25 protein-coding genes and 1 tRNA gene are annotated in these 26,751 nt (G+C 66.5%); 13 read left to right on the forward strand and 13 right to left on the reverse strand.

Going from position 1 to position 26,751, the window contains the following annotated elements; translation table 11 throughout:
- Positions 1–21 precede the first annotated feature (21 nt).
- Positions 22–432: a hypothetical protein gene (locus ABH900_RS05190; RefSeq protein WP_429621835.1), complete on the reverse strand. Its 411-nt coding sequence runs from the start codon at positions 430–432 to the stop codon at positions 22–24.
- Between the two features lie 253 nt (positions 433–685).
- On the opposite strand from ABH900_RS05190, the gene ABH900_RS05195 reads away from it, so the two are divergent.
- Positions 686–2,452 (forward strand): S8 family serine peptidase, encoded by a 1,767-nt coding sequence (locus tag ABH900_RS05195; protein ID WP_429621836.1) that lies wholly within the window; start codon positions 686–688, stop codon positions 2,450–2,452.
- Positions 2,452–3,030, forward strand: coding sequence for a DNA breaking-rejoining protein (locus tag ABH900_RS05200; protein WP_429621837.1), 579 nt, complete (start codon positions 2,452–2,454; stop codon positions 3,028–3,030). The genes ABH900_RS05195 and ABH900_RS05200 overlap by 1 nt, the downstream gene beginning before the upstream one ends.
- Positions 3,031–3,170: 140 nt before the next feature.
- Here ABH900_RS05200 and ABH900_RS05205 read toward each other — a convergent pair whose 3' ends face one another.
- From ABH900_RS05205 to cyoA, 5 genes are read right to left on the reverse strand one after another with little or no spacing between them, the layout of a single operon-like run.
- Positions 3,171–3,851 carry an SCO family protein gene (locus tag ABH900_RS05205; RefSeq protein ID WP_429621838.1) on the reverse strand — a complete coding sequence of 227 codons (681 nt, stop codon included), beginning with the start codon at positions 3,849–3,851 and terminating at the stop codon, positions 3,171–3,173.
- An 11-nt stretch (positions 3,852–3,862) separates the two neighbouring features.
- The gene (cyoD, locus tag ABH900_RS05210; protein ID WP_006399830.1) at positions 3,863–4,195 is read right to left on the reverse strand and encodes a cytochrome o ubiquinol oxidase subunit IV; all 333 of its coding nucleotides are present in this window, start codon (positions 4,193–4,195) and stop codon (positions 3,863–3,865) included.
- Position 4,196: 1 nt separating this feature from the next.
- Positions 4,197–4,832: a cytochrome o ubiquinol oxidase subunit III gene (cyoC, locus tag ABH900_RS05215; protein WP_429621839.1), complete on the reverse strand. Its 636-nt coding sequence runs from the start codon at positions 4,830–4,832 to the stop codon at positions 4,197–4,199.
- Positions 4,829–6,805, reverse strand: coding sequence for a cytochrome o ubiquinol oxidase subunit I (gene cyoB / locus ABH900_RS05220; RefSeq protein WP_429621840.1), 1,977 nt, complete (start codon positions 6,803–6,805; stop codon positions 4,829–4,831). Before cyoB ends, cyoC begins: the two co-directional genes overlap by 4 nt.
- Before the next feature lie 5 nt (positions 6,806–6,810).
- Positions 6,811–7,716: a ubiquinol oxidase subunit II gene (gene cyoA, locus ABH900_RS05225; RefSeq protein ID WP_429621841.1), complete on the reverse strand. Its 906-nt coding sequence runs from the start codon at positions 7,714–7,716 to the stop codon at positions 6,811–6,813.
- Between the two features lie 180 nt (positions 7,717–7,896).
- Between cyoA and ABH900_RS05230 the strand changes: the two genes are divergently transcribed.
- The 4 genes from ABH900_RS05230 (at position 7,897) to ABH900_RS05245 (ending at position 11,768) form a co-directional block, all read left to right on the forward strand.
- Positions 7,897–9,312, forward strand: coding sequence for a PLP-dependent aminotransferase family protein (locus ABH900_RS05230; protein WP_429621842.1), 1,416 nt, complete (start codon positions 7,897–7,899; stop codon positions 9,310–9,312).
- Between the two features lie 72 nt (positions 9,313–9,384).
- Complete coding sequence (locus ABH900_RS05235) at positions 9,385–9,645, forward strand: hypothetical protein (protein WP_429621843.1); 261 nt, start codon at positions 9,385–9,387, stop codon at positions 9,643–9,645.
- Positions 9,645–10,244 (forward strand): DUF6436 domain-containing protein, encoded by a 600-nt coding sequence (locus ABH900_RS05240; protein WP_429621844.1) that lies wholly within the window; start codon positions 9,645–9,647, stop codon positions 10,242–10,244. The genes ABH900_RS05235 and ABH900_RS05240 overlap by 1 nt, the downstream gene beginning before the upstream one ends.
- 9 nt (positions 10,245–10,253) lie before the next feature.
- Positions 10,254–11,768 (forward strand): PLP-dependent aminotransferase family protein, encoded by a 1,515-nt coding sequence (locus ABH900_RS05245; protein WP_429621845.1) that lies wholly within the window; start codon positions 10,254–10,256, stop codon positions 11,766–11,768.
- A 116-nt stretch (positions 11,769–11,884) separates the two neighbouring features.
- On the opposite strand, the gene ABH900_RS05250 is transcribed toward ABH900_RS05245, so the two are convergent.
- The 3 genes from ABH900_RS05250 to ABH900_RS05260 form a co-directional block, all read right to left on the reverse strand.
- Positions 11,885–13,186 (reverse strand): aminotransferase class V-fold PLP-dependent enzyme, encoded by a 1,302-nt coding sequence (locus ABH900_RS05250; protein ID WP_429621846.1) that lies wholly within the window; start codon positions 13,184–13,186, stop codon positions 11,885–11,887.
- Positions 13,186–15,588: a TonB-dependent receptor plug domain-containing protein gene (locus ABH900_RS05255; protein ID WP_429621847.1), complete on the reverse strand. Its 2,403-nt coding sequence runs from the start codon at positions 15,586–15,588 to the stop codon at positions 13,186–13,188. Before ABH900_RS05255 ends, ABH900_RS05250 begins: the two co-directional genes overlap by 1 nt.
- Before the next feature lie 281 nt (positions 15,589–15,869).
- Positions 15,870–16,256, reverse strand: a complete 387-nt coding sequence (locus ABH900_RS05260; RefSeq protein WP_429621848.1) for a hypothetical protein — start codon at positions 16,254–16,256, stop codon at positions 15,870–15,872.
- Between the two features lie 186 nt (positions 16,257–16,442).
- Here ABH900_RS05260 and ABH900_RS05265 point away from each other — a divergent pair, with 186 nt between their 5' ends.
- From ABH900_RS05265 to ABH900_RS05275, 3 genes are read left to right on the forward strand one after another with little or no spacing between them, the layout of a single operon-like run.
- Positions 16,443–17,270 carry an AraC family transcriptional regulator gene (locus ABH900_RS05265; protein ID WP_429621849.1) on the forward strand — a complete coding sequence of 276 codons (828 nt, stop codon included), beginning with the start codon at positions 16,443–16,445 and terminating at the stop codon, positions 17,268–17,270.
- A gap of 13 nt (positions 17,271–17,283) precedes the next feature.
- The gene (locus tag ABH900_RS05270; protein WP_429621850.1) at positions 17,284–18,363 is read left to right on the forward strand and encodes an alpha/beta hydrolase family protein; all 1,080 of its coding nucleotides are present in this window, start codon (positions 17,284–17,286) and stop codon (positions 18,361–18,363) included.
- Between the two features lie 54 nt (positions 18,364–18,417).
- On the forward strand, positions 18,418–19,104 hold the full coding sequence (locus tag ABH900_RS05275) for a VOC family protein (RefSeq protein ID WP_429621851.1): 687 nt from the start codon (positions 18,418–18,420) through the stop codon (positions 19,102–19,104).
- A 19-nt stretch (positions 19,105–19,123) separates the two neighbouring features.
- Here ABH900_RS05275 and ABH900_RS05280 read toward each other — a convergent pair whose 3' ends face one another.
- A complete protein-coding gene (locus ABH900_RS05280) occupies positions 19,124–19,567 on the reverse strand; it encodes a hypothetical protein (RefSeq protein ID WP_429621852.1) in 444 nt (147 codons plus the stop codon).
- A gap of 81 nt (positions 19,568–19,648) precedes the next feature.
- Between ABH900_RS05280 and ABH900_RS05285 the strand changes: the two genes are divergently transcribed.
- A complete protein-coding gene (locus ABH900_RS05285; RefSeq protein ID WP_429621853.1) occupies positions 19,649–20,275 on the forward strand; it encodes a YiiX/YebB-like N1pC/P60 family cysteine hydrolase in 627 nt (208 codons plus the stop codon).
- A gap of 54 nt (positions 20,276–20,329) precedes the next feature.
- Here ABH900_RS05285 and ABH900_RS05290 read toward each other — a convergent pair whose 3' ends face one another.
- The 3 genes from ABH900_RS05290 to ubiA all read right to left on the reverse strand — a co-directional run bounded on the left by ABH900_RS05290 (position 20,330) and on the right by ubiA (position 23,270).
- Complete coding sequence (locus tag ABH900_RS05290) at positions 20,330–20,509, reverse strand: hypothetical protein (RefSeq protein ID WP_429621854.1); 180 nt, start codon at positions 20,507–20,509, stop codon at positions 20,330–20,332.
- 274 nt (positions 20,510–20,783) lie between these two features.
- Positions 20,784–22,208, reverse strand: a complete 1,425-nt coding sequence (locus ABH900_RS05295; protein WP_429621855.1) for a short-chain fatty acid transporter — start codon at positions 22,206–22,208, stop codon at positions 20,784–20,786.
- A gap of 168 nt (positions 22,209–22,376) precedes the next feature.
- On the reverse strand, positions 22,377–23,270 hold the full coding sequence (gene ubiA, locus ABH900_RS05300; RefSeq protein ID WP_429621856.1) for a 4-hydroxybenzoate octaprenyltransferase: 894 nt from the start codon (positions 23,268–23,270) through the stop codon (positions 22,377–22,379).
- Between the two features lie 149 nt (positions 23,271–23,419).
- Between ubiA and ABH900_RS05305 the strand changes: the two genes are divergently transcribed.
- From ABH900_RS05305 to ABH900_RS05315, 3 genes are all read left to right on the forward strand, one after another.
- Positions 23,420–23,496 (forward strand) — tRNA-Arg (locus ABH900_RS05305).
- Positions 23,497–23,569: 73 nt separating this feature from the next.
- A complete protein-coding gene (locus ABH900_RS05310; RefSeq protein ID WP_429621857.1) occupies positions 23,570–24,697 on the forward strand; it encodes a helix-turn-helix domain-containing protein in 1,128 nt (375 codons plus the stop codon).
- Between the two features lie 82 nt (positions 24,698–24,779).
- On the forward strand, positions 24,780–26,672 hold the full coding sequence (locus tag ABH900_RS05315) for an aspartyl protease family protein (RefSeq protein ID WP_429621858.1): 1,893 nt from the start codon (positions 24,780–24,782) through the stop codon (positions 26,670–26,672).
- Positions 26,673–26,751: the final 79 nt, after the last annotated feature.

Consider the following 26,751-nt stretch of genomic DNA (forward strand, 5'->3'; position numbering starts at 1 on the left):
ACCCATCGGGCAGGCACCGCGCTACGTGGATTCGTCCTCGCGCACCTCGTGGAAGGGCAACATCGTCTCGAAGCCGAATTCGTGTTCCATGCTGGTGCGGACCAGGCCGCCGATGGCGTAGCGGCTGGTGTTGGCATGCACGTCTATGCCACCGGGCCGCCATTCGGCGCGCAGATGCAGCGTCTCCGCGCGCCGCATGACGATCCGCTCCTCCTGCAGCAGCGCGCGACGGTGCTTCTTCATCAACAGGCGCAGCGGCTTCACAGTGGTGATGCCGAATGCTGCCAGCTCGGGCAGCAACTCGCTGATATCGGCATCGTCGCCATAGTCGTGGCTGCGCGTATGCACGGACAGCACCACCTTGCGGATGACGGCAACCGAGAGCGGACTCTGGTCCACGCGCGCACGGGCACGCTGGCGTGCGTTCTTCATGTGTGACTTCACTTGTGTATGTGATTACCCACGTTTCCCGTACCTCGAAGCAAGCGCGCGAAGATGGCGTGAAGGCATTCGCGTGACCTGTCATAACTTGACGTACTAAGCGTTTGTGACGCAATTGGCACATTCGCACATTGCGGGTGTGAAGAGGTAGGGGGTTCTTCGTTGTGTCGCGTTTGGCTCGTTGCGATGGGGCAGATCCGCCCCGCCGTCCTGCCATGCCGATTCACAACAGAAGGATTCGTGTATGAAGCGACACACGCAACGCTCCGCGCCACCGCGCTCCGCGCGCCTGGCCCTTGCCACTGCCCTGGTGCTGGGCAGTCTGGCCGCCACCGCCCAGGCCCAGCAGGCCGATCCACTGGCTGGGATCCAGTGGCATCTGCTCAACACCGGGCAGACGGTCCCGGCCGACACGCTGCCGGTGGCCGGCAACGATCTGAACGTGGATGGCCTGTTCCGCAACGGCATCCGTGGCCAGGGCGTCACCATCGCCATCGTCGATGATGGCCTGCAGATCGCGCATCCGGACCTGGCAGCCAACGTGGCGGCGGTGGCCGGCAAGAACTTCACCAATGGTTCGAACAACCCCACCCCAACCAACCCGGATGTCGACAACCACGGCACCATGGTCGGTGGCATCGCCGGTGCGGTGGGCGCCAACAACCTGGGCGTGCGCGGCGTGGCCCCGGCAGCGACGCTGAAGGGCTTCAACCCGATCTCGCGCACAGCCCTGGGCAACCAGCAGAGCAACATCGAGTACGCCTGGTGGGACGGCGCAGAATCGGCCGACGTACAGGTGTTCAACAACAGCTGGGGCGCCGGCCCGGGCAACCCGAACCTGCCGTTGGCGTACAGCGAGAACACGATACGTTCGTACGAGCAGGCACTGTCGGGTACCCGTGGTGGCCGCGGCGGCATCTACGTGAAGTCGGCCGGCAACAACTTCAACAATGCCTCGATCAGCCAGACCCAGGATGTCTGCACCACCGACACCAAGAACCGCAACACCGGTTGCGTGCCGGCCGGCCGCGATCCGCGCAACAACCTGTTCAACGTGATCACCGTGGCGGCGGTGCGCGCCGATGGCGTGCGCTCGTCGTACTCCTCCACCGGTTCGGCCCTGTGGGTTTCGGCCTTTGGCGGCGAGTACGGGCTGCAGGCACAGTACGCACCCGGCCTGGTGGCACGCGCGTACGACCCGGCCATCGTCACCACCGACGTGACCGGATGCACGCAGGGCAGCAACAAGAACACCAACCGCCAGAACACGCTGGACAGCAACCTGTCGGCCATCGACAGCACCTGCAACTACACCGCCAAGATGAACGGCACCTCGGCCTCGGCGCCGATGGTATCGGGCGTGGCGGCACTGGTGCTGGAAGCCAATCCGAACCTGTCCTATCGCGATGTGAAGTACATCCTGGCCACCACCGCCACCCGCAACCACCCGAACCAGCCGGCGGTGACGCTGGCCGACGGGCGCACGCTGGTGCCGGGCTGGACGGTGAACGCGGCCAACCGTGCCTACAGCAACTGGTACGGCTTCGGCGTGGTCAACGCCGCGCGTGCGGTGGAGGTCGCCGAGAACTTCCAGTCGCTGGGTGCGCTGGTCGACAGTGGCTGGCGCAACACGACGCGTACCGTGGCCATCGGCAACACCTCGGCCGCCGCCGCACGCCTGACCTTCCAGTTGGCCAACGGCGCTTCCAACATCGAAAGCGTGCAGCTGGGCTTCCGGGTCAACCACCGCAACACCCGCCAGCTGCAGTTCGTGCTGGTTTCGCCCAGCGGCACCCGCAGCGTGGTGCAACCGGCGTTCACCGCGATCGGTTCGGGCACGGGGGGCGCACAGAGCAACTTCACCAGCTGGGACCTGCTGTCCAGCAATGCCTTCCTGGATGAGAATGCCACCGGCACCTGGACGCTGGAAGTAACCGACATGGGGCAGGCCGCGACCGCTGCATCGCGCGGCAACCTCGAATTCTTCAAGATCCGCGTTCTGGGGCACTGATGATGAAGACGACCATTCTGTTGAGCACGCTCGCCTTCGCGGCGATGACCTCCCCTGCCTGGGCGCAGAGCTCGGGGCAGACCCCTCCGGCCAGGACCCTGTCGACCGTGGATGCACAGGAATTGAAGGCGTCCGCTACCGGCCGCTCGTTCGACGTGGGCGGCACGCGTTTCCAGCTGTCCCCCTCGACCACGGTGAAGCAGGCCAGTGGCGGCCAGTTCACGATCACCCCACAGGCAGCGGCGACCACCAGCTCGCGTACCAAGCGTTCGCTGGATGGCGTAGCGGCGGCGCCTGCTGATGCCGGCGCAGGCAAGTTCGCGGCGGCGGTCTCCCATGACGGAGCGCCGGTGGTGGCGACCTCGCGCGTCAAGGTGTTCTTTACCGATGCAGCGTCTGCCCAGCGCGCGGCAACCGCCACCGGGGGCACCGTGGTGAAAGTGTCGAAGGCTTCGGGCCAGGCCATCGTGGAGTACCCGTCGGTGAACGCGGCATTGGATGCGACCACCAAGCTGCTGTCCACCGCCGGTATCCGTGCGACCGAACCGGACGTGGTGCAGTGGGAAGAAACCAAGTAAGGCGTTGAGTGGTGCCCCCGGCCGGCTCTCCCGGCCGGCCGGGGGATGATGTGGGGGATGTGCCGACCAGCGGTCGGCACCCACCGGATTCATTCATCGCGTGTCGTCCAAGGTCGACACCTACCGGAGCAGAGCCGGCGCTATCGCGCTGCGAGCGAATCGTTGCGTTTGAGGCTGCAGCTGGCCAGTGCGTCGTTGCCGGCGGCCGGGTGCTGCGGTTCCAGCAGCAGGCGCTGCACGTCGGAGAACAGCTTCTCTACCGGCATGCCATACGGTGCGAACAGTCGCAGCCGACCCTGACGGTCGAACACATAGCCACCGGCGATGTGGCTCATGGTGTAGGTGTCGGGCAGCTGGCCCGGTTCCTTCTCATAGAACGCCTTGAAGTCGCTGGCCATCGCGGCCAGTTGTGCTTCGTTGCCAACCAGCGCGATCGCCTTGGGGTCGAAGGCCTCCACATAGGTACGCGCGACCTCGGGCGTGTCACGTGCCGGATCGACGCTGACGAACACCACCTGCAGCTGGTCGGCATCCTTGCCCATCAGATGCTTCACCTGGCTCAGCTCGGCCATCGTGGTCGGGCACACGTCCGGGCAGCTGGTGAAACCGAAGAACAAATAGGTCACCTGCCCCTGCAGGTCCTTCGGGCCACGCACGGTGCCATGGCTGTCGGGCATCGACCACTGCTGGCCGAGTTCTTCGCAGGCGATGTCCTTGGCATAGAAGTCCATGCGCGACTGTGCGCTGCAGCCGGCCAGCAGGCCGAGCAGCAGGCCCGCGGCAAGCCGCAGGCCGTGGCGGGGGAAGGCAATGCGCATCACGGGCCGCCGTCTCAGTTGATCATCATGTGGTAGTGCATGCTCCAGATGATCCAGACCGACAGCGCGACGACGATGAACAGGATCACCAGGGTGAACACGAAGCTGGCCAGGTTCCAGCCACCTTCGGACTTGCGGTCCATGTGCAGGAAATAGACCAGCTGCACCAGGATCTGCGCCACCGCGAAGCCGACCAGCAGGAACAGCGTGAGCGGCCGCGACAGCACCGGGTTCATCACCAGCGCGAACGGCACGACGGTCAGCAGCGCGCACAGCACGAAGCCGATCAGGTAGGACTTGGTGGAGCCGTGCGCATTGCCGGCGCGCGAGGTTTCAACGTGGGCCATGTCAGAAGGCTCCGATCAGATAGACGAAGGTGAAGACGCAGATCCACACCAGGTCCAGGAAGTGCCAGAACAGGCTCAGGCACGAAACGCGGGTGATGTTGGTCGGGGTCAGGCCACGGCGGTAGACCTGGTGCATGACCACCGCCATCCAGATCAGGCCGCTGGCCACGTGCAGGCCGTGGGTGGCAACCAGGGCGAAGAACGCCGACAGGTAGGCACTCGTGCTCGGGCCCGCGCCTTCGTGGATCAGGTGCGAGAACTCGTAGATCTCCATGCCGATGAACGAGGCACCGAGCACGAAGGTCACGCCCAGCCAGCGCAGCACCGCCGAGGCGTCGTGACGATGCATCGCCAGCACGGCCTGGCCGTAGGTGATGCTGGAGACCAGCAGCAGGAAGGTCTCGGTCATCACGAACGGCAGCGAGAACAGCTCCTTGCCGGTCGGACCGCCGGCGTACGCGGTGCTGAGCACCGCGTACGAGGCGAACAGCGAGCCGAACAGCACCAGATCGGACATGAGGTAGACCCACATGCCGAACACTTTCATGCCGCCCTGCTCATGGCTGTGGTCGTGTTCGTGGTGGTCCTCGTGCACCTGCGTGTCGCTGGCCAGCTCGGGGCGGGTCAACAGGTTCATGCGCGTACCTCCTTCAACTTGGCCAGGCTGGCCGCTTCGGTGCGCGCCACCTCTTCGGAACTGACGTAGTAGTCCACGTCCTCGTCGTAGGACCGCACGATCAGGGTGGCGATCATCGCGATGAAGCTGGCCGCAGCCATCCACCAGATGTGCCAGACCAGGGCGAAGCACAGCACCAGGATCCAGATGTTGAGGATCAGCGGCACGCCGGTGTTCTTCGGCATGTGGATCGGTGCGTACTTCTTCGGCGGCGGCGGCAGGCCACGCTTCTTGGCTTCGTGGAAGGCGTCCAGCTCATCGGCCTTGGGCACCACGGCGAAGTTGTAGAACGGCGGCGGCGACGGCGTGGCCCATTCCAGCGTGCGTGCATTCCACGGATCACCGGTCAGGTCCAGGTTGCGCTTGCGGTCGCGCACGCTCACGTAGATCTGCACCAGCATCAGGATGATGCCCGCGAACACGAACAGCGCGCCGATGAAGGCGGCGATCAGGTACGGCGTCCACGCCGGGTTGTCGTACTGGTTCATGCGCCGGGTCATGCCCATGAAGCCCAGCATGTACAGCGGCATGAAGGCCAGGTAGAAGCCGATCACCCAGCAGGCGAACGACCACTTGCCCAGGCGCTCGTTGAGGGTGAAGCCGAACACCTTCGGGAACCAGTAGGCGAAGCCGGCCAGATAGCCGAAGAGCGCGCCGCCGATGATGGTGTTGTGGAAGTGGGCCACCAGGAACAGGCTGTTGTGCAGCAGGAAGTCCGCGCCCGGGATGGCCAGCAGCACGCCGGTCATGCCACCGATGGTGAAGGTGACCAGGAAGGCGATGGTCCACAGCATCGGCACGCTGAACTCGACGCGGCCGCCGTACATGGTGAACAGCCAGGTGAAGATCTTCACGCCGGTGGGGATGGCGATGATCATCGTCATGATGCCGAAGAAGGCATTGACGCTGGCACCGGAGCCCATGGTGAAGAAGTGGTGCAGCCAGACGATGAACGACAGAATGCCGATCGCCAGCGTGGCACCGACCATCGACTTGTAGCCGAACAGCTTCTTGCGCGCGAACGTAGCGGTGACTTCAGAGAAGATGCCGAACGCCGGCAGCACCAGGATGTACACCTCCGGATGGCCCCAGGCCCACACCAGGTTCACGTACATCATCGGGTTGCCACCCAATGTGTTGGTGTAGAAGTTGAAGTCCAGGTAGCGGTCCAGGGTGAGCGCGCCCAGCGCCACGGTCAGGATCGGGAAGGCGGCGATGATGATCACGCTGGTAACCAGCACGGTCCAGGTGAACACCGGCATCTTCATCAGGGTCATGCCCGGCGCACGCATGCGCAGGATGGTGATGAACAGGTTGACGCCGGTCAGCAATGTACCGATGCCCGAGGCCTGCAACGCCCAGATGTAGTAATCCACGCCCACGCCGGGACTGAACTCGATGCCCGACAGCGGCGGATAGGCGACCCAGCCGGTCATGGCGAACTCGCCAACGCCCAGCGAGATCATCATCAGCGCCGCGCCAACCACGAAGATCCAGAAGCTGAAGGCGTTGAGGAACGGGAACGCCATGTCGCGCGCGCCGATCTGCAGCGGCACGATGATGTTCATCAGGCCGACCACGAACGGGGTGGCCACGAAGAAGATCATGATCACGCCGTGCGCAGTGAAGATCTGGTCGTAGTGCTCCGGTGGCAGGAAGCCGTCACTGCCCGGCCCGGCCGCGGCCAGCTGCGCGCGCATCATCAGCGCGTCGGCGAAGCCACGCACCAGCATGACCAGCGCCACCACCACATACATGATGCCGATCTTCTTGTGGTCCACGGTGGTGAACCAGTCGCGCCACAGCGGGCCCCACAGCTTGAAGTACGTCACCGCGCCAAGCAGCGCGAGGCCACCCAGCACCATGGCCGCCAAGGTGACCACGACGATCGGCTCGTGCAGCGGCACGGCCTCCCACGTCAATTTACCCAACATGTTCGTTACTCCTGGGATACCTGGGCACCGCCGGCCGCACCTGCCGGTGCCGCAGCAGCGGTGTTCTCACCGACGCCGATGAACTGGTCGATGACTTTCTTGAACAGCAGCGGTTCAACGCTGGAGAAGTGCTGCACCGGCGCGTTCTTCGACGGTGCGGCCAGCGCCTTGAACTGCGCGAAGCTCAGCGCATCGGGTGCGCTGCGCACCTCGGCCACCCAGCGCTCGAAGTCTTCGTTGCTGCTGGCGGTGGCGATGAACTTCATGTTCGAGAAGCCGTGCCCGCTGTAGTTGCCGGACATGCCGCGGAACTGGCCGGGCTCATTGGCGATCAGGTGCAGCTGCGTGCGCATGCCGGCCATCGCATAGATCTGCCCACCCAGCTGCGGGATGAAGAAGGTGTTCATCGTCGAGTTGGAGGTGATGTTGAACGCCAGCGCGCGGTTGGCCGGGAAGTTGAGCTGGTTGACCGTGGCAATGCCCAGGTCCGGGTAGACGAACACCCACTTCCAGTCGGTGGCGATCACATCCACGTGCAGCGGTTCGCCGGGCACATCCAGCGGCTTGTACGGGTCCAGCTCGTGAGTCGACTTCCACACGATCACCGCCAGGCCGGCAATGATCAGCAACGGCACGCCCCAGACCACGATCTCTACTTTGGTGGAGTGCGCCCAGTCCGGCGTGTACTTCGCTTTGGTATTGCCGGCGCGGAAACGCCAGGCAAACACGAAGGTCAGCACGATGGCCGGTATCACCACGATCAGCATGACGCCGATGCAGATCAGGATCAGGTCGCGCTGGGCGAGCCCGACCATGCCCTTCGAATCCAGCAGCACCCAGTCACAGCCCGACAGGCCGACGCAGGCCAGGGCGACCAGCGCCAGGCGGATGCGGTTCCAGCAGATATTCATTGGAGGTCAACCCTGTTGAAGAAGCACGCTTGACCGGCTCGCCTGCGCAGCGCCCGGGCGTGGAGCGGCTACACTGTGGGTACGAGGCCGCCTACAAAATGGCGATCCACTCCAATCAAGCCCATACAAGATACATGATTGTATGGACTTGTGCATCTGCACGTATGGAAAAACTGACCGATGACGCCTTCTGCCGCCGGCCGCCGCCTGAAACACCCGAACCGGACCTGGGTTCGCCCCTTCCGTGAGGGCGCCGGCCCGCTGTACCTGCAGATTGCCCAGCAGGTGCGCGAGGCGGTGGACGACGGCGTGCTGCGCCCGGGCGACCGCCTGCCGCCGCAACGCGACCTGGCCCAGCAGGTGGGCGTGGACCTGACCACGGTCACCCGCGCCTTCGCCGAGCTGCGCCAGGCCGGCCTGCTGGATGCTCAGGGCGCCGGCGGCACCTTCATCGCACGCTCCGCCGGCAACCGCAGCACCTCGGTCGACCTGAGCATGAACATCCCGCCGCTACTGGGCAGCGCACCGTTCGCGCAGGGTCTGGAGGCCGGCTTCCAGCACCTCGGCCAGCAACTCGGCCAGGGCGAGCTGATGAGTTACCACGTTGGCGCCGGCACCCGCGAAGACCGCGCTGCCGCCGTGCAATGGCTGGCGCCGATGCTGGGCCGCGTGGGCGCCGATCAGGTGGTGATCTGCCCCGGCGCGCAGACTGCGCTGTGCGCGCTGATCCTGGCCCGCACCCAGCCGGGCGAGCTGATTGCCGCCGAGCCGTTGACCTACCCCGGTCTGCTGGCTGCCGCGCGCGTGCTGCAGCGGGGTGTGGTGCCGGTGGCGATGGACGCCGAAGGCATGCTGCCGGAAGCGTTGGAAGAGGCCTGCCAGCTGCGCCGCCCACGCCTGCTGTACCTCGTGCCGACCATCCAGAACCCGACCACGGCGACGATGTCGGCGCAGCGCCGGCAGGCGCTGTTGGCAGTCGCCAAACGCCACGATCTGACCGTGATCGAGGACGATCCCTACTGGCTGCTCGCCGGAGATGCCGCGCCGCCGCTGGCCGCACACCGCGACGCCGGCTGTCCGGTCTACTACATCTCTACCCTGTCCAAGTGCCTGGCGCCGGGGCTGCGCACCGCCTATCTGGTGGTCCCGGCCGGCGAGCCGATGGAACCGGTGCTGGATGCATTGCGCGCGATCGCGCTGATGCCGACCCAGTCGATGGTGGCCGTGGCGTCGCAGTGGATCCGCAGCGGCCAGGCCCAGGACATGGTGCAGCGCTTCCAGCAGGAACTTCGCGAACGCCAGAGCATTGCGGCGCAGTACCTGCCCGCGCGCGCCCGGGCCCACCCGGCCGGCCTGCATGTGTGGCTGCCGCTGCCGCCGCGGCTGGACCAGTACCGGCTGATCCAGGCCGCCCAGGAGCAAGGCCTGGGCATCGCCAGCTCCGATGCCTTCAGCGTGGAAGAACCGCCGCCGGGCAACGCCATCCGCCTGTCGCTGGGCGGTGCGGTCGACCAGGGTGCGCTGGCGGGCGCCCTGGCCAAACTGAACGAGATCCTGTCCGAGGTCCCCGAGGCACGCCACAACGCCATTGTCTGAGCCTGGCGCATGGGCAATATCCATACAAGATGATATTTTGTATGCAATGTATGGATGAAGGGATGTGCCGCGATGCGCGCCGAGAAGCTGAAGTTCCACCTGGTGATGGGCGGCTGCGCCGCCTTCGTCGCCTTGATGCTGGCCGCGCTTGCCTGGGTCTGCCTGCAGCCACAGACCGCCGGCGTGCAGGCCGCCGAACGCCACGCCATCGAGCAATGCGTGCAGCGCAGCGAGGATCAGTCGCGTAGCGAGATCCAGCGTCGTGCGCAGGCCGATTCCTGCCGCGAGATGCGCAAGCAGTACGTGCACAAGTTCGGCGGGGAAGATTCCTGATGGGCGCAGCCGCGCCGCGCCGCCGCTGGCTGCTGCCAACGATGATCGCCCTCGCCTGCCTGTTCATGGCCGGGGTTGCGGCGGCGCTGTGGCAGTACTTCGGTTATGGCGAACAATCCACGTTCACCGAACAGGCCATCGTCTTCGATGACTCGCAGTTGCGGCTGCCGGCCGAGCTGGCCGGCGACACCGGACGCATCCGCGTGGTGCATTTCTGGGACCCGGCCTGCGGCGTGTGCAATCGTGAAACCGGTGCGCACCTGAGCTACCTGATCAGCATGTACCGCCGCGCCGGCATCGACTTCTATGCGATCCGCCGCCCGGGAACGCAGGGCGAGCTGCCCGAGCCACTGCGCAGCAAGGTGATCAACCTGCCGACCCTCGACGGCATCGAGCACATTCCGGCCAGCCCTGCGGTGGCGATCTGGGACCGGCGCGGCCACCTTGCCTATGCTGGCCCCTACAGCATCGGCATGGTGTGCAACTCGGCCAACAGCTTTGTCGAGCCGCTGCTGGACAAACTGGTGCGCGGTGAAACCGTGCGCCCGAAAGGACTGCTGGCCGTGGGCTGCTATTGCCCGTGGCAGGCCAAGCGCTGAGGACGCGCAATGACATCATGGAGGCTGGCCGGCGCGCGCGCCGCAAACAACAACGGCGGTCACCTGTCCGAACCGACCGATGGTTATGGACAGGCTCCCGCCGTTGGAAGCAACGATACGCCCCGACATGCTCCGTACATGCCGCGACCGGATGTCGCAGCCCGCGAATGGGTACAGGACGTACTGGCGCACAACGGGCCGATCTACCTGCGCATCGTCAACTCACTGGAACGCACGGTACGCCGCGGCGGCCTTGCCCCCGGACAACGCCTGCCCTCGCAGCGCGCGTTGGCGCAGCAGCTGGGCATCGACCTGACCACCGTCACCCGCGCATTCGACGAAGCACGCAAGCGCGGCCTGATCGAAACGCGTGGCCCGCAGGGTAGTTTCATCGCGCCGCCCAAAGCCGGGTTCGAGCAGGTGGTGGATCTGAGCATGAACGTGCCGCCGGTGCCCGATGCCGATGCGCTGGCCGAGACGCTGCGTCGCGGCGCGGCCGCCGTGCTTGCACGCAGCAACGCACCGAACCTGATGACCTATCACCTGGGGGGAGGCAACCCCACCGACCGCCACGCGGCGGCGCGCTGGCTGCAGCCGATGCTGGGCGTGGTGGACGATGCCTGCCTGCTGCTGACCGAGGGCGCACAAGTGGCACTGGCGGCGATCCTGGTCAGCCAGAGTCGTGATGGCGATGCGATCCTGTGCGACGCGCTGGTCTACCCGGGCCTGCTGCAGGCGACGGCGGCGCTCGGGCGACGGCTGATACCGGTGGCCGGTGACGAGCATGGCATGTGCCCCGATGCACTGGCGCGGCAGGCGCATGAAAGTGGTGCGCGGTTGGTCTATCTCAACCCCACCTGCCAGAACCCGACCGCGCTGACGCTGCCGCTACAACGGCGCCAGGCACTGGCACGCGTGTTGGAAAGCCAAGCGCTGCTGGCGATCGAGGATGACCCCTACTGGCACCTGGCGGAAGCCCCGCCGACGCCGCTGGCAACGCTGGCACCGCGCCACGTGTTCCATGTGGCGACGCTGTCGAAAGTGATCAGCCCCGGCCTGCGCACCGCCTTCGTGCGGTGTCCGGGTGCGGCACACGCCGAAGCCATGGCATCGGCACTGCGTGCCACGCGCTTGATGGGGCATCCGCTGGTCTCGGCGCTGGCCAGCCAGTTGCTGCTGGATGGCTCGGCGCAGGCGCTGCTGGCGCAGGTGCGCAATGAAGCGCGCGAGCGCACACGCATGGCGCGCTACCTGTTGGCGCCATCGCTGCTGGTGCGCGCTGAAGGGCTGCACGCGTGGTGCCGGGTACCTGCACCATGGACCGATGCGACCCTGGTGCGCACTGCGCAGCTGCAGGGGCTGGCGATCGCGCCGTCGTCGGCGTTCTGCCCGCCAGGGGTGCTGCATCAGAACGGCGTGCGGCTGTCGCTGGGGCTGGCCGCGGATCGTCGGCAGCTGGAGAGTGCGTTGCGGCGGATCGATCGGTTGTTGTTGTCCGATGCGTTGCCGGCGATTGATCGGTAGACGGGGATGGGATGTGCCGACCAACGGTCGGCGCCCACCGGCCCGTCGGAGGCCCGGTAGATCCACGCCATGCGTGGATGCGGTGCCAACCAAGGTTGGCATCTACCAAAGCGGGGTCAGGCCAACGCCGCCAGCGTCTGCACCAACGCGTCCATCTGCTGCGGCCGGGTGAACACCGACGGCGTCACCCGCACGCAGGCGCCCGATTCCAGCCCATCGCGATGGGTGGTGAACACGCGGTGCTCGTCCAGCAGGCGCTTCTGCAGCGCGATGTTGTCGGCCACGCTGGCCTGCCCGCGCAGGCGGAAGCTGGCCAGCGCACTGGCCAGCGCCGGGTCCGGCGAGGACAGCACTTCGATATGCGCCATCTTCCGCGCCGGTACCGTCCAGCGCTCGCGCAGGTAGCGCAGGCGCGCCTGCTTGTTGGCCGCCCCAATACGTTGGTGCAGGGCGATCGCTTCCGGCAGCGCCAGATAGGCGGCGAAGTTGACCGTGCCGGTATGCACGCGGCTGCCGACACGGCCGTCGTCGGTCTCGCCCATGTACGGGTCCAGATCCGCCACACGTCCCCTGCGCACGTACATCGCGCCGACACCGACCGGCGCACCGATCCACTTGTGCAGATTGATACCGACGAAATCAGACTTCAGCTGCGGCACCGCGTAGTCGATCTGGCCGAAGCCATGCGCCGCATCGACGATCACATCGATACCGCGCGCACGTGCGCGCTCGGCGATCTCCGCCACCGGCAGCACCAGTCCATGGCGGTGGCTGACCTGGGTCAGCAGCACCAGCTTCAGCCGCGGTAGTCGTGCGAACGCGGCATCGTAGGCCTGCAGGATCTGCGCGCGATCGGGCACCGCCGGCAGCGCGATGCGCTCGACCTGCGCGCCGCGACGCTGCTGCAACCAGCGCATGGCGCCGATCATGCTGTCGTAGTCGATGTCGGCAAACAGCACCTGGTCGCCCGGCTGCAGCCGGTTATAGCCGCCGATCAGCGCCAGCATCGCCTCGGTGGCGCCACGGGTCAGTGCGATCTCATCAACGCCCACACCGAGCAGCTCGGCCACCTGGCGATGTACCGCCATGTACTGCGCCGGAAACGCGCGGCGCCCGTACCAGGCGTTTCCACGGTTCACCTCCGCGGTGTGCCGCTGGTAGCTGGCCAACGTCTCGCGCCCCATCGCGCCCCAGTAACCGTTCTCCAGGTGGTTCACTTCATCGGTGATATCGAAGTGGCTGGCCACGGCGGCCCAGTAGCTTTCATCGCGGGCCAGCGCGTCCGGCGCCACGGTCGTTGCGGGAATCTGCATGGGTGCAGCGTAGCGCGCGGCGGCCGTGGCAGACAGTGAAGACAGCGCCGCTGCGGCCGGCAGCAATGCGCCAGCACGCAGCAGGGTGCGGCGACGGCTGTCCATCAGAAGGTCAGCCGATACTGCGCGTACAGATTGGCGCCGTCGGTGTCGTACGGCGCGTTGCGCGAGTAGACCAGACCGCGACTGGCCTGGAAAGTGGCCTCATCCGGATAGCGGTCGAGCACGTTGTCCGCACCGACGCGCAGGCTGTGGTGCTCATTGATGCGGTAGCCCACCGCCAGGTCGAGGAAGCTCATCGCGCCGAAGCGCTGGTAGATATCGCCCGCCGCGTTGCCGCTGGAATCGGTCCAGGCACCGTAATAGCGCATGCGCGCCATCAGCGACCAGGCACCGATGTCCCAGCTGCCGGTGAGGCTGCCCTTGTGCTCGGGCAGGCGGTCTTCGAACAGCACGCGCTGGGTTTCGTTGGTCGCCACCGATGTGCTGCCGTTGTCCACGCGGGTCTGGTTGTAGTTGTAGGCCAGGGTCAGCGTCATGCGGCCGGCGCCGAGGTCGCGCAGGTAATTGCCGACCACGTCCACGCCGGTGGTGGTGGTGTCGAAATCGTTGGTGAAGTAGTTCACCGAGGTGTAGCCCAGCGGGTTGGGTGTCCCGGCCGGGATGGCGAAGCTGGCCGACTGGCTGAAGCGGTCGGTGAGCTTGATCTGGTAGACATCCACCGAACCGGACAGGCCCAGGTCGGTGCGCCAGGTCAGGCCCAGCGACGCGGTGCGCGACTCTTCCGGCTTCAGCGGCTGGGCGCCGAGCAGCTGCGCCAGCGGGTCGTTCGGCGACAGGCGGCCACTGGTGAAGATCTGCAGCGTGCGCGTATCCAGGCCCTGCGTGGTGCTGGTGGTGTTGAGCTGCGCCGGCGTCGGTGCACGGAAGCCGGTGGACACGGTACCGCGCAGGGCCACGTCAGGGGTGATCGCAAAGCGCGCCGACAACTTGCCATCCAGCGTGCTGCCAAAGCTGGAGAAGTCTTCGTAGCGGCTTGCTGCACCAATGCTCCAACGTTCGCCCAGCGGTACTTCCATATCCACATAGGCGGCCTTGCTACGCTGGCTCCACTGCCCGGCCTGGCTGGCCGAGAAGCCCGGCGCGCCGTTGGAGTTGGCTTCCAACCCGGCGGCGGCACCCGGCCCCACCGCGTACGAGGCCGGATCGCCGGCGCGTACCTGGTAGGTTTCCTGGCGGAACTCGCCACCGAAGGCGACGTTGATCGGCTTGGACAGCGCGGCCACGTCCCATTCGTAGTTGAAATCGGCGTTGGCGTTCTTCTCGGTCTGGGTCAGGCGGCCGAGATCGAAGTCAGTCGGGCTGGCCGGGCCGAGCGAGGCATTGATCGAGTTCTTCAGGCTGTAATCGATGGCGTTGCGGCCATACGAGGCGCTGACATCCCAGCGCAGCTTCGGTGTGATCTCACCGCGCAGGCCGCCGACCAGCTGCAGATCGTTCTGGACGTTGCCATACTGCGGGCTGAAACCCACCGGGTACAGCGAGCGCAGGTTCCAGCCCGGGAAGATCGGCGTGCTGCGATAGGCACCGGTGGTGGTATCCGGATTGCGCCAGTTGAAATCGCTGACGCCATCGCTGTGGCTGTACAGGCCGAAGGCATAGAGCTCCAGCGTATCGCTGGCATGAGCCTTCACGTTGAAGCCGACGCGGCGGCTTTCCAGTTCCGGCTGGCCCCAGCGCTGCACCGGGTTGGGCACCTCCAGCTCGGGATGCGCTGCCTGGAAGGCGATGGCGTCCGGGCGCTGGCGGGTGCGCGAGGTGGCATCGGAGTTCGACGATTCGGCGAACAGCACCAGGCTGCCGTAGTCGCCCAGCGACCAACCGGTGCGCGCACTGAAATCGCGCGACGCACCGTCGCCCTGCGCATACTGCGAGTAGCCGGCGTTGATCTCGGTGCCGGGACCGTCTTCGAGAATGATGTTGATGACACCGGCGATGGCATCCGAGCCGTACTGTGCCGACGCGCCATCGCGCAGCACCTCGATGCGCTTGATCGCGCTGGTCGGAATCTGTGCGAGGTCGGCCGCCTGCGCGCCACGGTTGCCGAGCAGTGCGCTGCGGTGGAAGCGGCGACCGTTGACCAGCACCAGGGTCTGGTCGGGCGACAGCCCGCGCAGGGTGGCCGGGCGCACGAACACCTGGCCATCGGCCATCGGCAGGCGCTGCACCACGAACGACGGCACCAGCTGGGCCAGCACGTCCTTCAGGTCGGTCGAGTCAACCGAGCGGATGTCTTCCTTGGTGAACACGTCCACCGGCGCCAGCGTTTCGAACTGGGTGCGGTTGGACGCCCGGGTGCCAGTGACCAGCATCGCGTCGAGCTGGGTGGGTGCCGCGCGGCTGCCGCCTGCGGCATCGACCGCATCGGCCTCCGCTGCGATCGCGCCTCCTGCGCTGGCCATGGAAAGGGCAAGGAGGATGGAACGCGAAAGCTTCGAACGATGCACGGCAGGGCTCCGGGAGGACGCGACAGGGCCAGCGCCTGCAGGGGTGTGGCAGGGCTGGACAAGGCGCGCAGTCTCGGCGCGATCTGTGAAGGAGGCATGACGTCAGTACGACAACTTGATGCGTGATCGCTTGTTGGGCGAAAGGCATCCACGCATGGCGTGGATCTACTGGCAGGCGTATCCCGCCATGGATTTACGCCATCCATGGGCGATGTGCCGGCCCACATCGGCGAGCACCGGACACAGTAGATCCACGCCATGCGTGGATGATGTGCCGGAAGCTAACCCACGGCGTCGCCCCCGGAGCCAAAGTGCGCCGGCCATGCCGTTCGCAGCGGGACGAACATCATGCCGGCGAATACCACCAGGGACGGCGTGGTCATGATCCAGATGTGCGTGGTGCCAAAGCCCATGACGTCGACCTTCAGATCGCCGATCCATTCCAGATGCATAAGCACCATCACAAGTCCGCCGATGGTCGCGCACGGCATCCCACCGTGACCGGCCCCCAACAACGTCGGTGTCAGAAACCCGCCCAGCAACGCGAAGCCGACACGGTACACCCAGGGATTGCCCCGCCAACGTGGCGCGCGGACCAACATCAGCATCAGCAGCGCCAGGGTCAGCAGACTGGGCAGCACCCAGAGGGTAAGCAGCAGTTCGATCATCGGCCGGGCTCCGCTGACCTGGCATCCCACATCGTCGATCGCATCTCCCTGCCCTCCATAACGTCCATGAAGCGCGCATTGTTGTCGGTACGCAGGCAGACGCAAAGCTTTTGCAGCGCAAGAACTGCTAAACGCCGCGCCTGCCGATCCGCTACTGTGCCGGCATTGGATTCGGGGAACGGCAGGATGAGCGCGGCAGGGAAGGCGTTGTGGTACATCGAAACCCATGCGGACCAGCCGCTGGCATTAGCCGATATCGCGGCGGCGGCCGGTCTATCGCCGTTCCATCTGTCGCGGCTGTTCCAGGCCCGCACCGGTACTTCGGTGGTGCGTTACCTGCGGGGGCGCCGCCTGACCGCCGCCGCGCAACGGTTGGCCAATGGGGCCGGCGACATCCTGCAGGTCGCGCTGGGGGCCGGCTATTCCACCCATGCAGCGTTCACCCGCGCCTTCAGCGAGCAGTTCGGGCAGACGCCGGAGCGGGTACGCGAACAGGGCACCGATGGCCTGGCGCTGGTGCAGGCCATCCGCGTGGACGATGCGCCGGCGCCCTGCAGTGAATCGCCGCGGCTGCTCGACACTCCCACCTTCCAGGTGGTGGGCATCGGCATGCGGCATACCCGCGACAGTGGCGGTGCGATTCCCAGCCAGTGGGCGCAGCTCAACCGGGAATGGCCGACGCCCGCTCCGATCAGCTTCGGTGTGTGCTGCAACAGCGACGACGATGGTGGCTTCGATTACATAGCTGCACTGCCCGCCAGCGCGCTGTCGACCGTGCCGGCGCACTGGCAACGGGTGGACGTGCCGGACCGCCGCTATCTGGTGGCCTGGCACGGCGGGCACATCTCGGCCATCCGCTCGACCTGGTTCTGGCTGCTGGATCAGTACCTGCCCGGCTCCGGCCTCAGCCTGGCCGACGCACCGGATCTGGAGCGCTACGACACGCGCTTCGACGAGCACACCGGCAACGGCGGCGTGGAGATCTGGTTACCGGTGGACGAAAACCCTCGCTGACATGGAGTTGAAGATGCGCATGACCGCCGCTGTGCTGGGAATGATGCTGATGTGCCTGGTGACCACCGCCACTGCCCGCGAATCCAAAGCGGCCGGCGAGCGCCAGGGCACCACGACGGTGGCCAGCGCCACCGTGCGTGATGCACAGCGCCACGACACCCTGCGCTACACGGTGTGGTATCCGGCACCGGCCGGTAGCAGGGAGAACGCGTTGACCATCGGCCCGTCGGGTGCGCCGCTGTTCGATGTCGGTCGCTCGGCATTGAATGCGCCGGTCGCGGGCGATCGCCTGCCGACGCTGTTGCTGTCGCACGGTAACGGCGGCAGTGCGCGCATGATGGGCTGGCTGGGCACGGCGCTGGCGCGGAACGGTTACCTGGTGATCGCGGTCGATCATCCCGGCAACAACGGTGCTGATGAAATGACCCTGACCGGCAGCATGCTAAGCTGGCTGCGCGCGGATGATCTGCGCGCTGCGCTGGCCGCCGTGCAGGCCGATCCGATTCTGGGCCCGCACGTCGATCCTGCGCGGCTGGGCGTGGCCGGTTTCTCTGCCGGTGGTTACACCGCGCTGCTCGCCGCCGGTGCACGCCCCGACCTGCAGCGGCTGTTGGCGTTCTGTACCGCGCACCCCGATGACGGCGTCTGCCAACCGCAGCAGGAAGCTGCCACGCACACGATGACGGCGCGTGCTGCCGCTGCGGCTTCGCCTGCGCTTGCACCGTGGATCGCCCAGGCCGACGACGCGCGCGCGATTCCCGGTGTGCGCGCCGTGTTCCTGCTGGCGCCAGCCATCGTGCAGGCATTCGCGCCGGAGCAGCTTTCGTCGCTGCGGCAGCCGGTATCGATCGTGTTGGGCGAGGCGGACAGGGTTGCGCCGCCGCAAAGCAATGGCGAGGCAGCCCAGGCGTTGATTCCGGGTGTGGTACTGATGCGCCTGCCGAATGTGGGCCACTACGATTTCCTGGCCACGTGTACTTCCACCGGGCGGCAGCAGTTGCCGGACCTGTGCACCACGTCGGTACCCAAGGCGGAGACCCATGCGCAGGCGGTGGTCGCAGCGGTGCGATTCTTCGCCGAAACACTGCGCTAGTGGCCGCCGAGCATGACGCGGCGCTACAGTGGGCGCGTCCAGGGAGGATCGATCATGCGCCTGCTGCACCTCACCCTGCCGGTGTCCGATGTGGCCGCTGTCGCCGCGTACTTCCACGATGTGCTGCAGCAGCGCGTGGTCGGCAACCATGTGCACATCGGCTGGAGCACGATCGAACTGCAGCCAGCTGAAGGGCGCCCGGTCGGCGGTGTGCATCTGGCCTTCAACGTGCCCGACAACCGCTTCGACGAAGCGATGACCTGGCTGCGCGAACGCACGCCCTTGCAGCGCAATCCAGCGGGGCTGGACTACTTCGCGCTGAAAAGCAGCTGGCAATCGCAGTCGGTGTACTTCACCGGCCCGGATGGGTTGATCCTGGAACTGATCGGTCGCCGTCGCCTGCCAGCCAGTACCCGCGAAGGCGCATTCCACGGCAGTGAGCTGACCTGCCTCAGCGAAGTCGGCCTGCCCAGCCACGACGTCGACGCCGTGCGCGAACAGTCCAGCCAGCGCTTCGGCCTGCAGCCGATCAGCCCAGCCTCGCCGCAGTTCGCGCCGATGGGTGACGACGAGGGCCTGCTGATCGTGGTCGCCGCCGATCGCCGTTGGTTCCCAGAGCAGAAGGACCTACCCAATGCACAGGGGCTGTTGCTGCAGGTTGGCGATGTGACGGGTAGTGGCGAACTGCGCGACGACACACTGGGCTGGCACGTCACCACATCACGGCCGACCGGCTACTGAGCCACCGCAGGCGGTTGGCTCAGATCGACTCATCCTCACGCTTGACCAACGTCCAGCACGGCGCCTGCGCAAAGGTATACGTCTGCTGGTCGCTGCTGTCCGGCGTGCGGATCTGCACCTGGCGCTGCCCATCGGCCAACACACTGATCTGCATCTCGCGCCCCTGCCCGGCCAGTGCTGCTGGATCAGGCATCACCGGCCACTCGACGTCGGCCAGCGCCAGCCGGCTTTCCACCTTGCGCGGTTCCGGCTCGGCCTCGGCATCGATATAGCTGTCCAGCAGTGGATCGGCGGTGGCCCTTTCCTGCAGCGTGATCTCGTTGCCGAAGTGCTTCAGGAACCCCTCGAATTCGGCGTAGGGGCATTCGCTGCGGGCAGGCGGCGGCGCGGGTGTTGGCGTGCAGGCGGTCACGGCGATGCCTGCAACAAGCGCCAGCGACACAGCGGAGCGATATCCACGCATGGGCGCATCCTGAATCCGGTTCGGTCGCCCCATGCTACCGCGCGACATACAATTCCGGCATTCCGCCTGCCCGAGATGCCCATGCACCGCCTCCTGCTCCTGATCGGCCTGCTGCTGCCCGCCCTGTGGCCTGCGGTGGCGAGCGCAGTCGACGTCCGCGAAGGCGATCTCCTGTTTGTCACCGCCGGTCGCAGCGGCCTGAGTGCGGCCATCGACGATGCCACCGGCAAGCAGGGCGCGACCAGCTTCGATCACGTCGCGCTGGTGGCTTCGGCGCCGAAGGGCTGGGAGGTACTGCATGCCGATGAGAAGGGGTCACGCCGGCAATCGTTGATCGAATTCCGCCAGGAGGCCCAGGCCAAGCGTCGGCAGATCGTGGCCTATCGTCTGCGCGCGCCGCAGCAGGCAGCCATCGAGGACGCGGTCGCCACCGCGCGCACAATGCTGGGCAAGCCGTACAACACATCCTATGTATTGAATGAAGACAGTTATTACTGCTCGGACTTCATCGAGCGCGCCTTCCGCGCGCACCACGTGTTCGCGCTGCAGCCGATGAACTTCCGCAACCCGCAGACCGGTGAGATCGCCCGGCACTGGATTGACCTCTACCGCAGCATGGGCATGGCAGTACCGCAGGATCAGCCTGGCACCAATCCGAACGACATGTCAGCCGCACCGGTCCTGCAGCGCATCGGCGTACTGGAATAAGCGAAGCCCCGCACAGGGCGGGGCTTCACCGGTCACACCGCGTGCGCAGCGTGGTCATTCTTCTTCGTCGTGGCCGCCTTGCTGCTGGTTGCGCTCCTTGCGCTGCTGATCCTGTTCCTGTTGCTGCTGTTGCTGCTGCTGGTCACGACGTCCCTGCTGTGGATCCTGCTGGCTCTGCTGACCCTGCTGTTTCTGGTTCGGGTTCTGGTTCTGGTTCTGGTTCTGCTGTGCCATGTCCGTTCTCCGAAAGCCACGCGCGGAATGCGGTGGACGCGGCCATCGTCTGCAGCGAAGAGTTAATCGCGCGTTGGCGGACGGCTACACCTGTGTGTACGTGCGTGAATGAACGCGCAGAGCCCCTTGCGGCACAAGCGGATGAAGGATTCATGCGGGTTCGGCATGTGCTCATACCTTCGTCACTGCGGCACGCATTCATGGCGTTCGCAGGCGGAAACACGCGCTGAACGAGGCTGGCTTCCCTCGTCATGCAGGAAAGCCAGCCCTGCATTCAGGGCATCACCGGCGGCACATACGCCAGGGTCATGCCCAGCAGCCACAGCAGGCCCAGCACCAGCGGAATGTGCACCAGCAGCTGGATGAAGGTGAAGCCCACGATGTCTCGCGCCTTCAGCCCCAGCACGCCCAGCAGTGGCAGCATCCAGAACGGATTGATCAGGTTCGGCAGCGCTTCGGCCGCGTTGTAGACCTGCACCGCCCAGCCCAGGTGCGCCTTCAGTTCGTTGGCGGCCTGCATCACATACGGCGCCTCGATGATCCACTTGCCACCTCCGGACGGCACGAAGAAGCCCAGCACCGCCGAGTAGACGCCCATCACCAGCGCGAACGAATCGGTGCTGGCCACGTGCACGAACAGGCTCGACAGCCTGTGCGCGAGGGTCTGCCCGTCACCGCCGGCGGCGTGGGTAAGGATCATCGCAATGCCACCGTACAGCGGGAACTGGATCAGCACACCGGTGGTGCTCGGCACCGCCTTGGCCACCGCGTTGAGGAAACTGCGCGGCCGCCAGTGCAGCAGCAGGCCCAGCGAAATGAACAGGAAGTTGTAGGTGTTGAGGTTGGCGATGGCGGTGATCACCGGCTTGTTGGCGAACTCGTTGAACAGCCACCCGAACGCCAGCAGCGAGAGCAGCACGGTCAGCAGCGGGCTGTATTCGAGCCATTCGCCCGGGCGCGTGCGTCGCTGCAGCGGTTCCGGCTCGGCCTGCGCGGCGCCGGGGAACTCCTCGGCGGTACGTGCACTGCTGGCCGCAGGTGCGGTCAGCCAGGCGATCAGCAGCGAGACCAGGATCAGCACCGAGGTCAGTGCGATCGACTGCCACAGGAAGATGGTTTCGGTGAACGGCAGCACGCCGGTGATCTCCACCAGCCCCGGCGGCATGCTGGCCGGGTTGGCCTGCAACTGCGCGGCCGACGAACTCAGCCCCATCGCCCACACCGCACCCAGCCCCAGATACGCCGAGGCGCCAGCAGCGCGGTAGTCCATGCGCAGTTCGGTACGGCGGGCCAGCGCGCGTACCAGCAGGCCGCCGAACACCAGCGAGAAGCCCCAGCTGAGCAGCGAGGCCAGCATGCTGACCAGGCCCACGTACACCACCGCGCCACGGCCGGTGCGCGGCACCCGGGCCAGGAAGTCGATGAAGCGTGCGACCACCGGCGCAGTGGCGACGGCGTAGCCACCGATGACCACGAAGGCCATCTGCATGGTGAAGGGAATCAGGCTCCAGAAGCCGTCGCCGAAGGCCCGTGCAGTGGCCTGTGGGGTTGAGCCGAAGCCGGTCGCGGCCAGCGCGACGATGACCACGCCCAGCACCGCGAACACATACGCGTCGGGGAACCACTTTTCCGCCCAGGCGGCCGAGCGCAAGGCTGCGCGCGCCATCCAGCCGTCCTGTACTGCTGCCGTCGAGGCCATCGCCTACTCTCCCAGGTTCGATGGGCCGATTCTGGGCGGTAGGGTGCGGGCTGTCAGCCACCTATTGGTCGTAGGTGGCGGAAGGCGGTAGTGCCGGCCGCTGGCCGGCAACCTCGGGATCGCACACCAGTGCAGCCGGCCAGCGGCCGGCTCTACCGTACCTTGGGCTCAGCGCAGCGCCAGGTCCATCGCGATGCCGGCAAACAGCGCCGCGCCGACCCAGTTGTTGTGCAGGAACGCCTTGAAGCACGGGCCGCGCTCGCGGTTGCGGCAGATCCAGAACTCGTACACCACCAGCGCGGCGGCCACGGCCAGGCCGGCCAGGTAGTACCCGCCCAACCCGGCGCGCAGACCGACCAGCGCCATCGTGGCCAGGAACAGCGCGTACAGCACGCCCTGGATCACCAGGTCGAGATCGCCGAACAGGATCGCGGTGGAGCGCGAGCCCATCTTCAGGTCGTCCTCGCGATCGACCATGGCATACCAGGTGTCGTAGGCGGTGGACCACAGGATGTTGCCCGCATACAGCAGCCAGCCCAGCATCGGCACCTCGCCCTGCACGGCAGCGAACGCCATCGGGATGCCCCAGCCGAACGACATGCCCAGATAGACCTGCGGCAGATGGGTGTAGCGCTTCAGGTACGGGTAGCTGGCGGCCAGGAACACACCGATGAAACTCAGGCCGATGGTCAGCCCGTTCATGGTCAGCACCAGGCCGAACGCCACCAGCATCAGCACCGCGAACAGAGCCAGCGCAGCACGGCCACTGATCGCGCCGGTCGCCAGCGGACGCGCCTTGGTGCGTTCTACATGCGGGTCGAGCCAGCGGTCGGCGTAGTCGTTGATGACGCAACCGGCCGAACGGGTCAGCCACACGCCGGCGGTGAACACGAACAGGGTCCACAGCGGCGGTAGGCCGCCGGCAGCCAGCCACAACGCCCACCAGGTGGGCCACAGCAGCAGCAGCGTGCCGATCGGGCGATCGGCGCGCATCAGACTCCAGTAGTGCCGCCAACGCGGCGTCGGCGCCGAATGCGGCGCGGAAAGGGGGGTATCAGCCATCGCACTAGGATACTCCTGTGCCTTCGGCCCGACTTTGCGGACGGGGGGAGATTTGTGCAGCGAAACTGGATAGAATGCCCGTCCCGCACCGCCACATGGCGCTGCGATGCCCGCCCCGGTACTGACCGGTGGCGTGCTGGTTCTACAACGCGCCCGTAGCTCAGCCGGATAGAGTAGTGGCTTCCGAAGCCATTGGTCGGGGGTTCGAATCCCTCCGGGCGCGCCATTCTCCCCCTTCACTGTCTGCACGTGGCCCGCCCGCGCTGGACGATGCTGCGCGCTTCATCAACACTGCGGGCATGACGCCACCGGATCTGCTGAAGCTGGCGGCAGGCGCTGCGATTCTTGGCCTGGCCGCCTTGTCCACCGGAGTGAGCTTCGGCCGCGCGCCACGTGGCAGCCCGTTGCTCACTGCGTTTCTTGCCTGTTTTGCCGCCGCCAACCTGTTCGGCCTGGTGCTGCTCGGTGGGCAGGCCTGGCTCTCGCCCGATGCCGTGCGCTGGCTGCGGGTGATCGAAGTGCCGCTGGTCTATCTGCTGGGCCCGTTGCTGTATGGCCACGCGCGTGACCTGCTGGCGCCCGCGCCGGCCGGTGCCGCGTCGTTGTCGATCGCGCATCTGCTGCCTGCCGCGCTCGCCTTCGTCATCTCGCTGTTGAACGCGCTCACGCCCTTCGAGGCTTCGCCACTCGGCAACGCCGTGTTCCAGCTCAGCTTCCATGGCTGGCTGCTGCAGGGGACACCCTACCTGCTGGCCACGCTGTGGCTGTCGCTGCGAAAGTCGTCACCGGCACGGGGAACAGCCCTCCAGCGCTCGGGTCTGCGTGGCCTGGCCGTGGTCATGACCGGCTGCTGGCTGTCCAGCACGATGAACCGGTGGCCTCCCGACGCCGCTCCACTGCTGGCCAGCATCGGGCTCAGCCTGCTGACCGCCGCCGGCATGTACCTGCTGGCCTGCAGGGTGGTACGTCAGCTCCTGCAGGCTCCCCCCGGCAGCTCCACGCCAGTCATCGCCGGCCTGCCGGCGGCCCTCGACGAAACAGCCGTTGCACGCTACCAGCGTTCCGGCATCGACGCGGCGCAATGCACGGCCATCGCCAGCGCGCTGACGACGTTGATGCAGGACGAGCGCCTGCATGAAGCGCCTGGGCTGGACCTGCAGCAGCTGAGCCATCACAGCGGCTGGACACCCAACCAGGTCTCGCAGGCGCTCAACCAGGGCCTGGGCCAGAGTTTTTCCGAGTTCGTGAACGGCTTCCGCATCGCGGCTGCGAAGGCCTGCCTGTCCGATCCGTCCGACCCGCGCAGCGTGCTGGACATCGGGCTTGCCGCGGGCTTCGGCAGCAAGTCGACCTTCAACAGCGCGTTCAAGCGCGCGACCGGGCAGACCCCCAGCGAGTACCGGCGCCAGCCCGCCACGTCCGACTGAACGTCCAATCCTTCACGTCCGGTCGAACGGCGCACGTCCTTGCGGTGCCATCAGCCCTCGACCCGACCAAGAAGGTGATGCGATGCGATGGCGATGGATGATGTTCGGCCTGCTGTGGATGCTGGTGGTTCCGGTGCAGGCTGCCGGGGTACAGGCTGCCGAGGTGGACGCCGCCGGTGTGCTGGCCAAGGCCCGCACCGCCAGTGGCGGGAATCGATGGCAGGCAATACAGCGCCTGCAGGCGGAGGGTGAGCAGTCGGTCGGCGGGCTGCAGGGACATTGGCAGTTCACTCAGGACCTGCAGATGGGCCGCTATGCCGAACAGGCGCAGTTGGGGGCCTACACCGTCGCGCAGGGTTTCGACGGACAACTGTCGTGGCGGCGCGACTACGGCGGCGAGGTCGGCCTGCTGGATGGCACCGTTCCGCGACGGACCGCGCGTACGCAGTCGTGGCTGGCAACGCGCGCCTACTGGTCCAACGCGTACCCGGCCGCGCGCTTCGCCGCGCCTCGTGCCGAGGCTCACGATGGCCGGCAGTACACCGTACTGGCCACCACGCCGGAGGGCGCCGACCCGATCGAGCTCTGGTTCGACACCGATAGCGGCCTGCTCGGCCGGATGGTGATCGCATCTGCCCGCACCCCCACCGCCACGGCATTGGAGGACTACCGGACGGTCGATGGCCTGCTGCTGCCCCATCGCATCATCACCGACACCCTCGATGGCCAGGGCCGTGCCGATCCGCGCCTGCGCAGCGACGTCCGGGTGCAGCGCTATCGGGTAGATGGCCCAGTGCCGGACGCGGTGTACGCACCGCCGGCAATGGCCCGTGACAGCTCCATCGACGATGCCAGCGGCACCACCCACGTCCCGTTCGACCTGATCAACAACCATGTCTACGTCGAGGCCGAGGTGGACAGCCAGCCGGCGCGATTCCTCGTAGACACCGGCGCCATCAACTTGCTGACTCCGAGCGCCGCCAAGCGCTTGGGGCTGACCGCCACGGGCCACCTGAGCGTGCATGGTGCCGGCGACAACGCCAGCGACCTGGGCCTGGCGCAGGCCCGCCATCTGCGCATTGGTGGTGCACACCTGAATAACCCGGTGTTCCACATCATCGACCTGGGCCAGCAGATCAACTCGATGGGTGTGCCACACGATGGCTTCATCGGCTACGAGACCTTCCTGCGCTTCGTCACCACCTTCGACTATGACGCGCGCGTGCTCAGCTTTACCCGACCCGGCCAGTACCAGCCGCCCGCCAACGCGGTGGTGCTGCCGTTCGAACAGGACGACCGCGCGCCGGTGCTGAACGGTGAACTGGACGGCATCCCGCTGCGGCTGTGGCTGGACACCGGCTCACGCAACTCGCTGAGCCTGAGCAGCCCGTTCGTGCGCACGCATCAGTTGCTGGAGAAGTACCACGCCAGCGAGGAGGCGGTGGTGGGCTGGGGATTGGGTGGCCCAGGCCGTGCACATCCCGCGCGGCTGGGCGCGCTTCACATGGGCGATATCAAGGTCACCGGCCTGGTGGGTGATCTGTCCACCACAGACAAAGGCGCGCTGGCCCTGGCCGACTATGGCGCGATCCTCGGTGGTGGTGTGCTGCGCCGGTTCTCCATGGGCATCGACTACGACACCAAGCGCCTCTATCTGGTGCCCAACGCTGAAAGCACACGGCCCGATGCCTTCGACCGCAGCGGGCTGTGGCTGCAGGCCGAAGACAGTGCACTGCGTGTGGCGGATGTGGCGCCGAGCGGTGCCGGTGCACATGCTGGACTACGCAAGGACGATCGCATCGTCATGATCGCGGGCGAACCGGTGGCCGCGCGGAGGCTGGGTGACTGGCGGGCGCTGCTGCGTGAGCGACCGGTTGGGGCGCGCGTGGGCATCCGTTTTCTGCGCGATGGCCGGCAGATGGATGCCGAGCTGGTGTTGGCGGATCGGGTGGCGGCGCGGTGGGCTGCTGATTGAGGCACAAACAGCAACGCCGGGCATCGCCCGGCGTTGCATTCAAGACCGTCGAGCATGGCTCGACGCTACACAGAGCGGA

Origin of the sequence: Stenotrophomonas sp. AN71, from assembly GCF_050435725.1 — a bacterium.
Lineage (GTDB): Bacteria > Pseudomonadota > Gammaproteobacteria > Xanthomonadales > Xanthomonadaceae > Stenotrophomonas.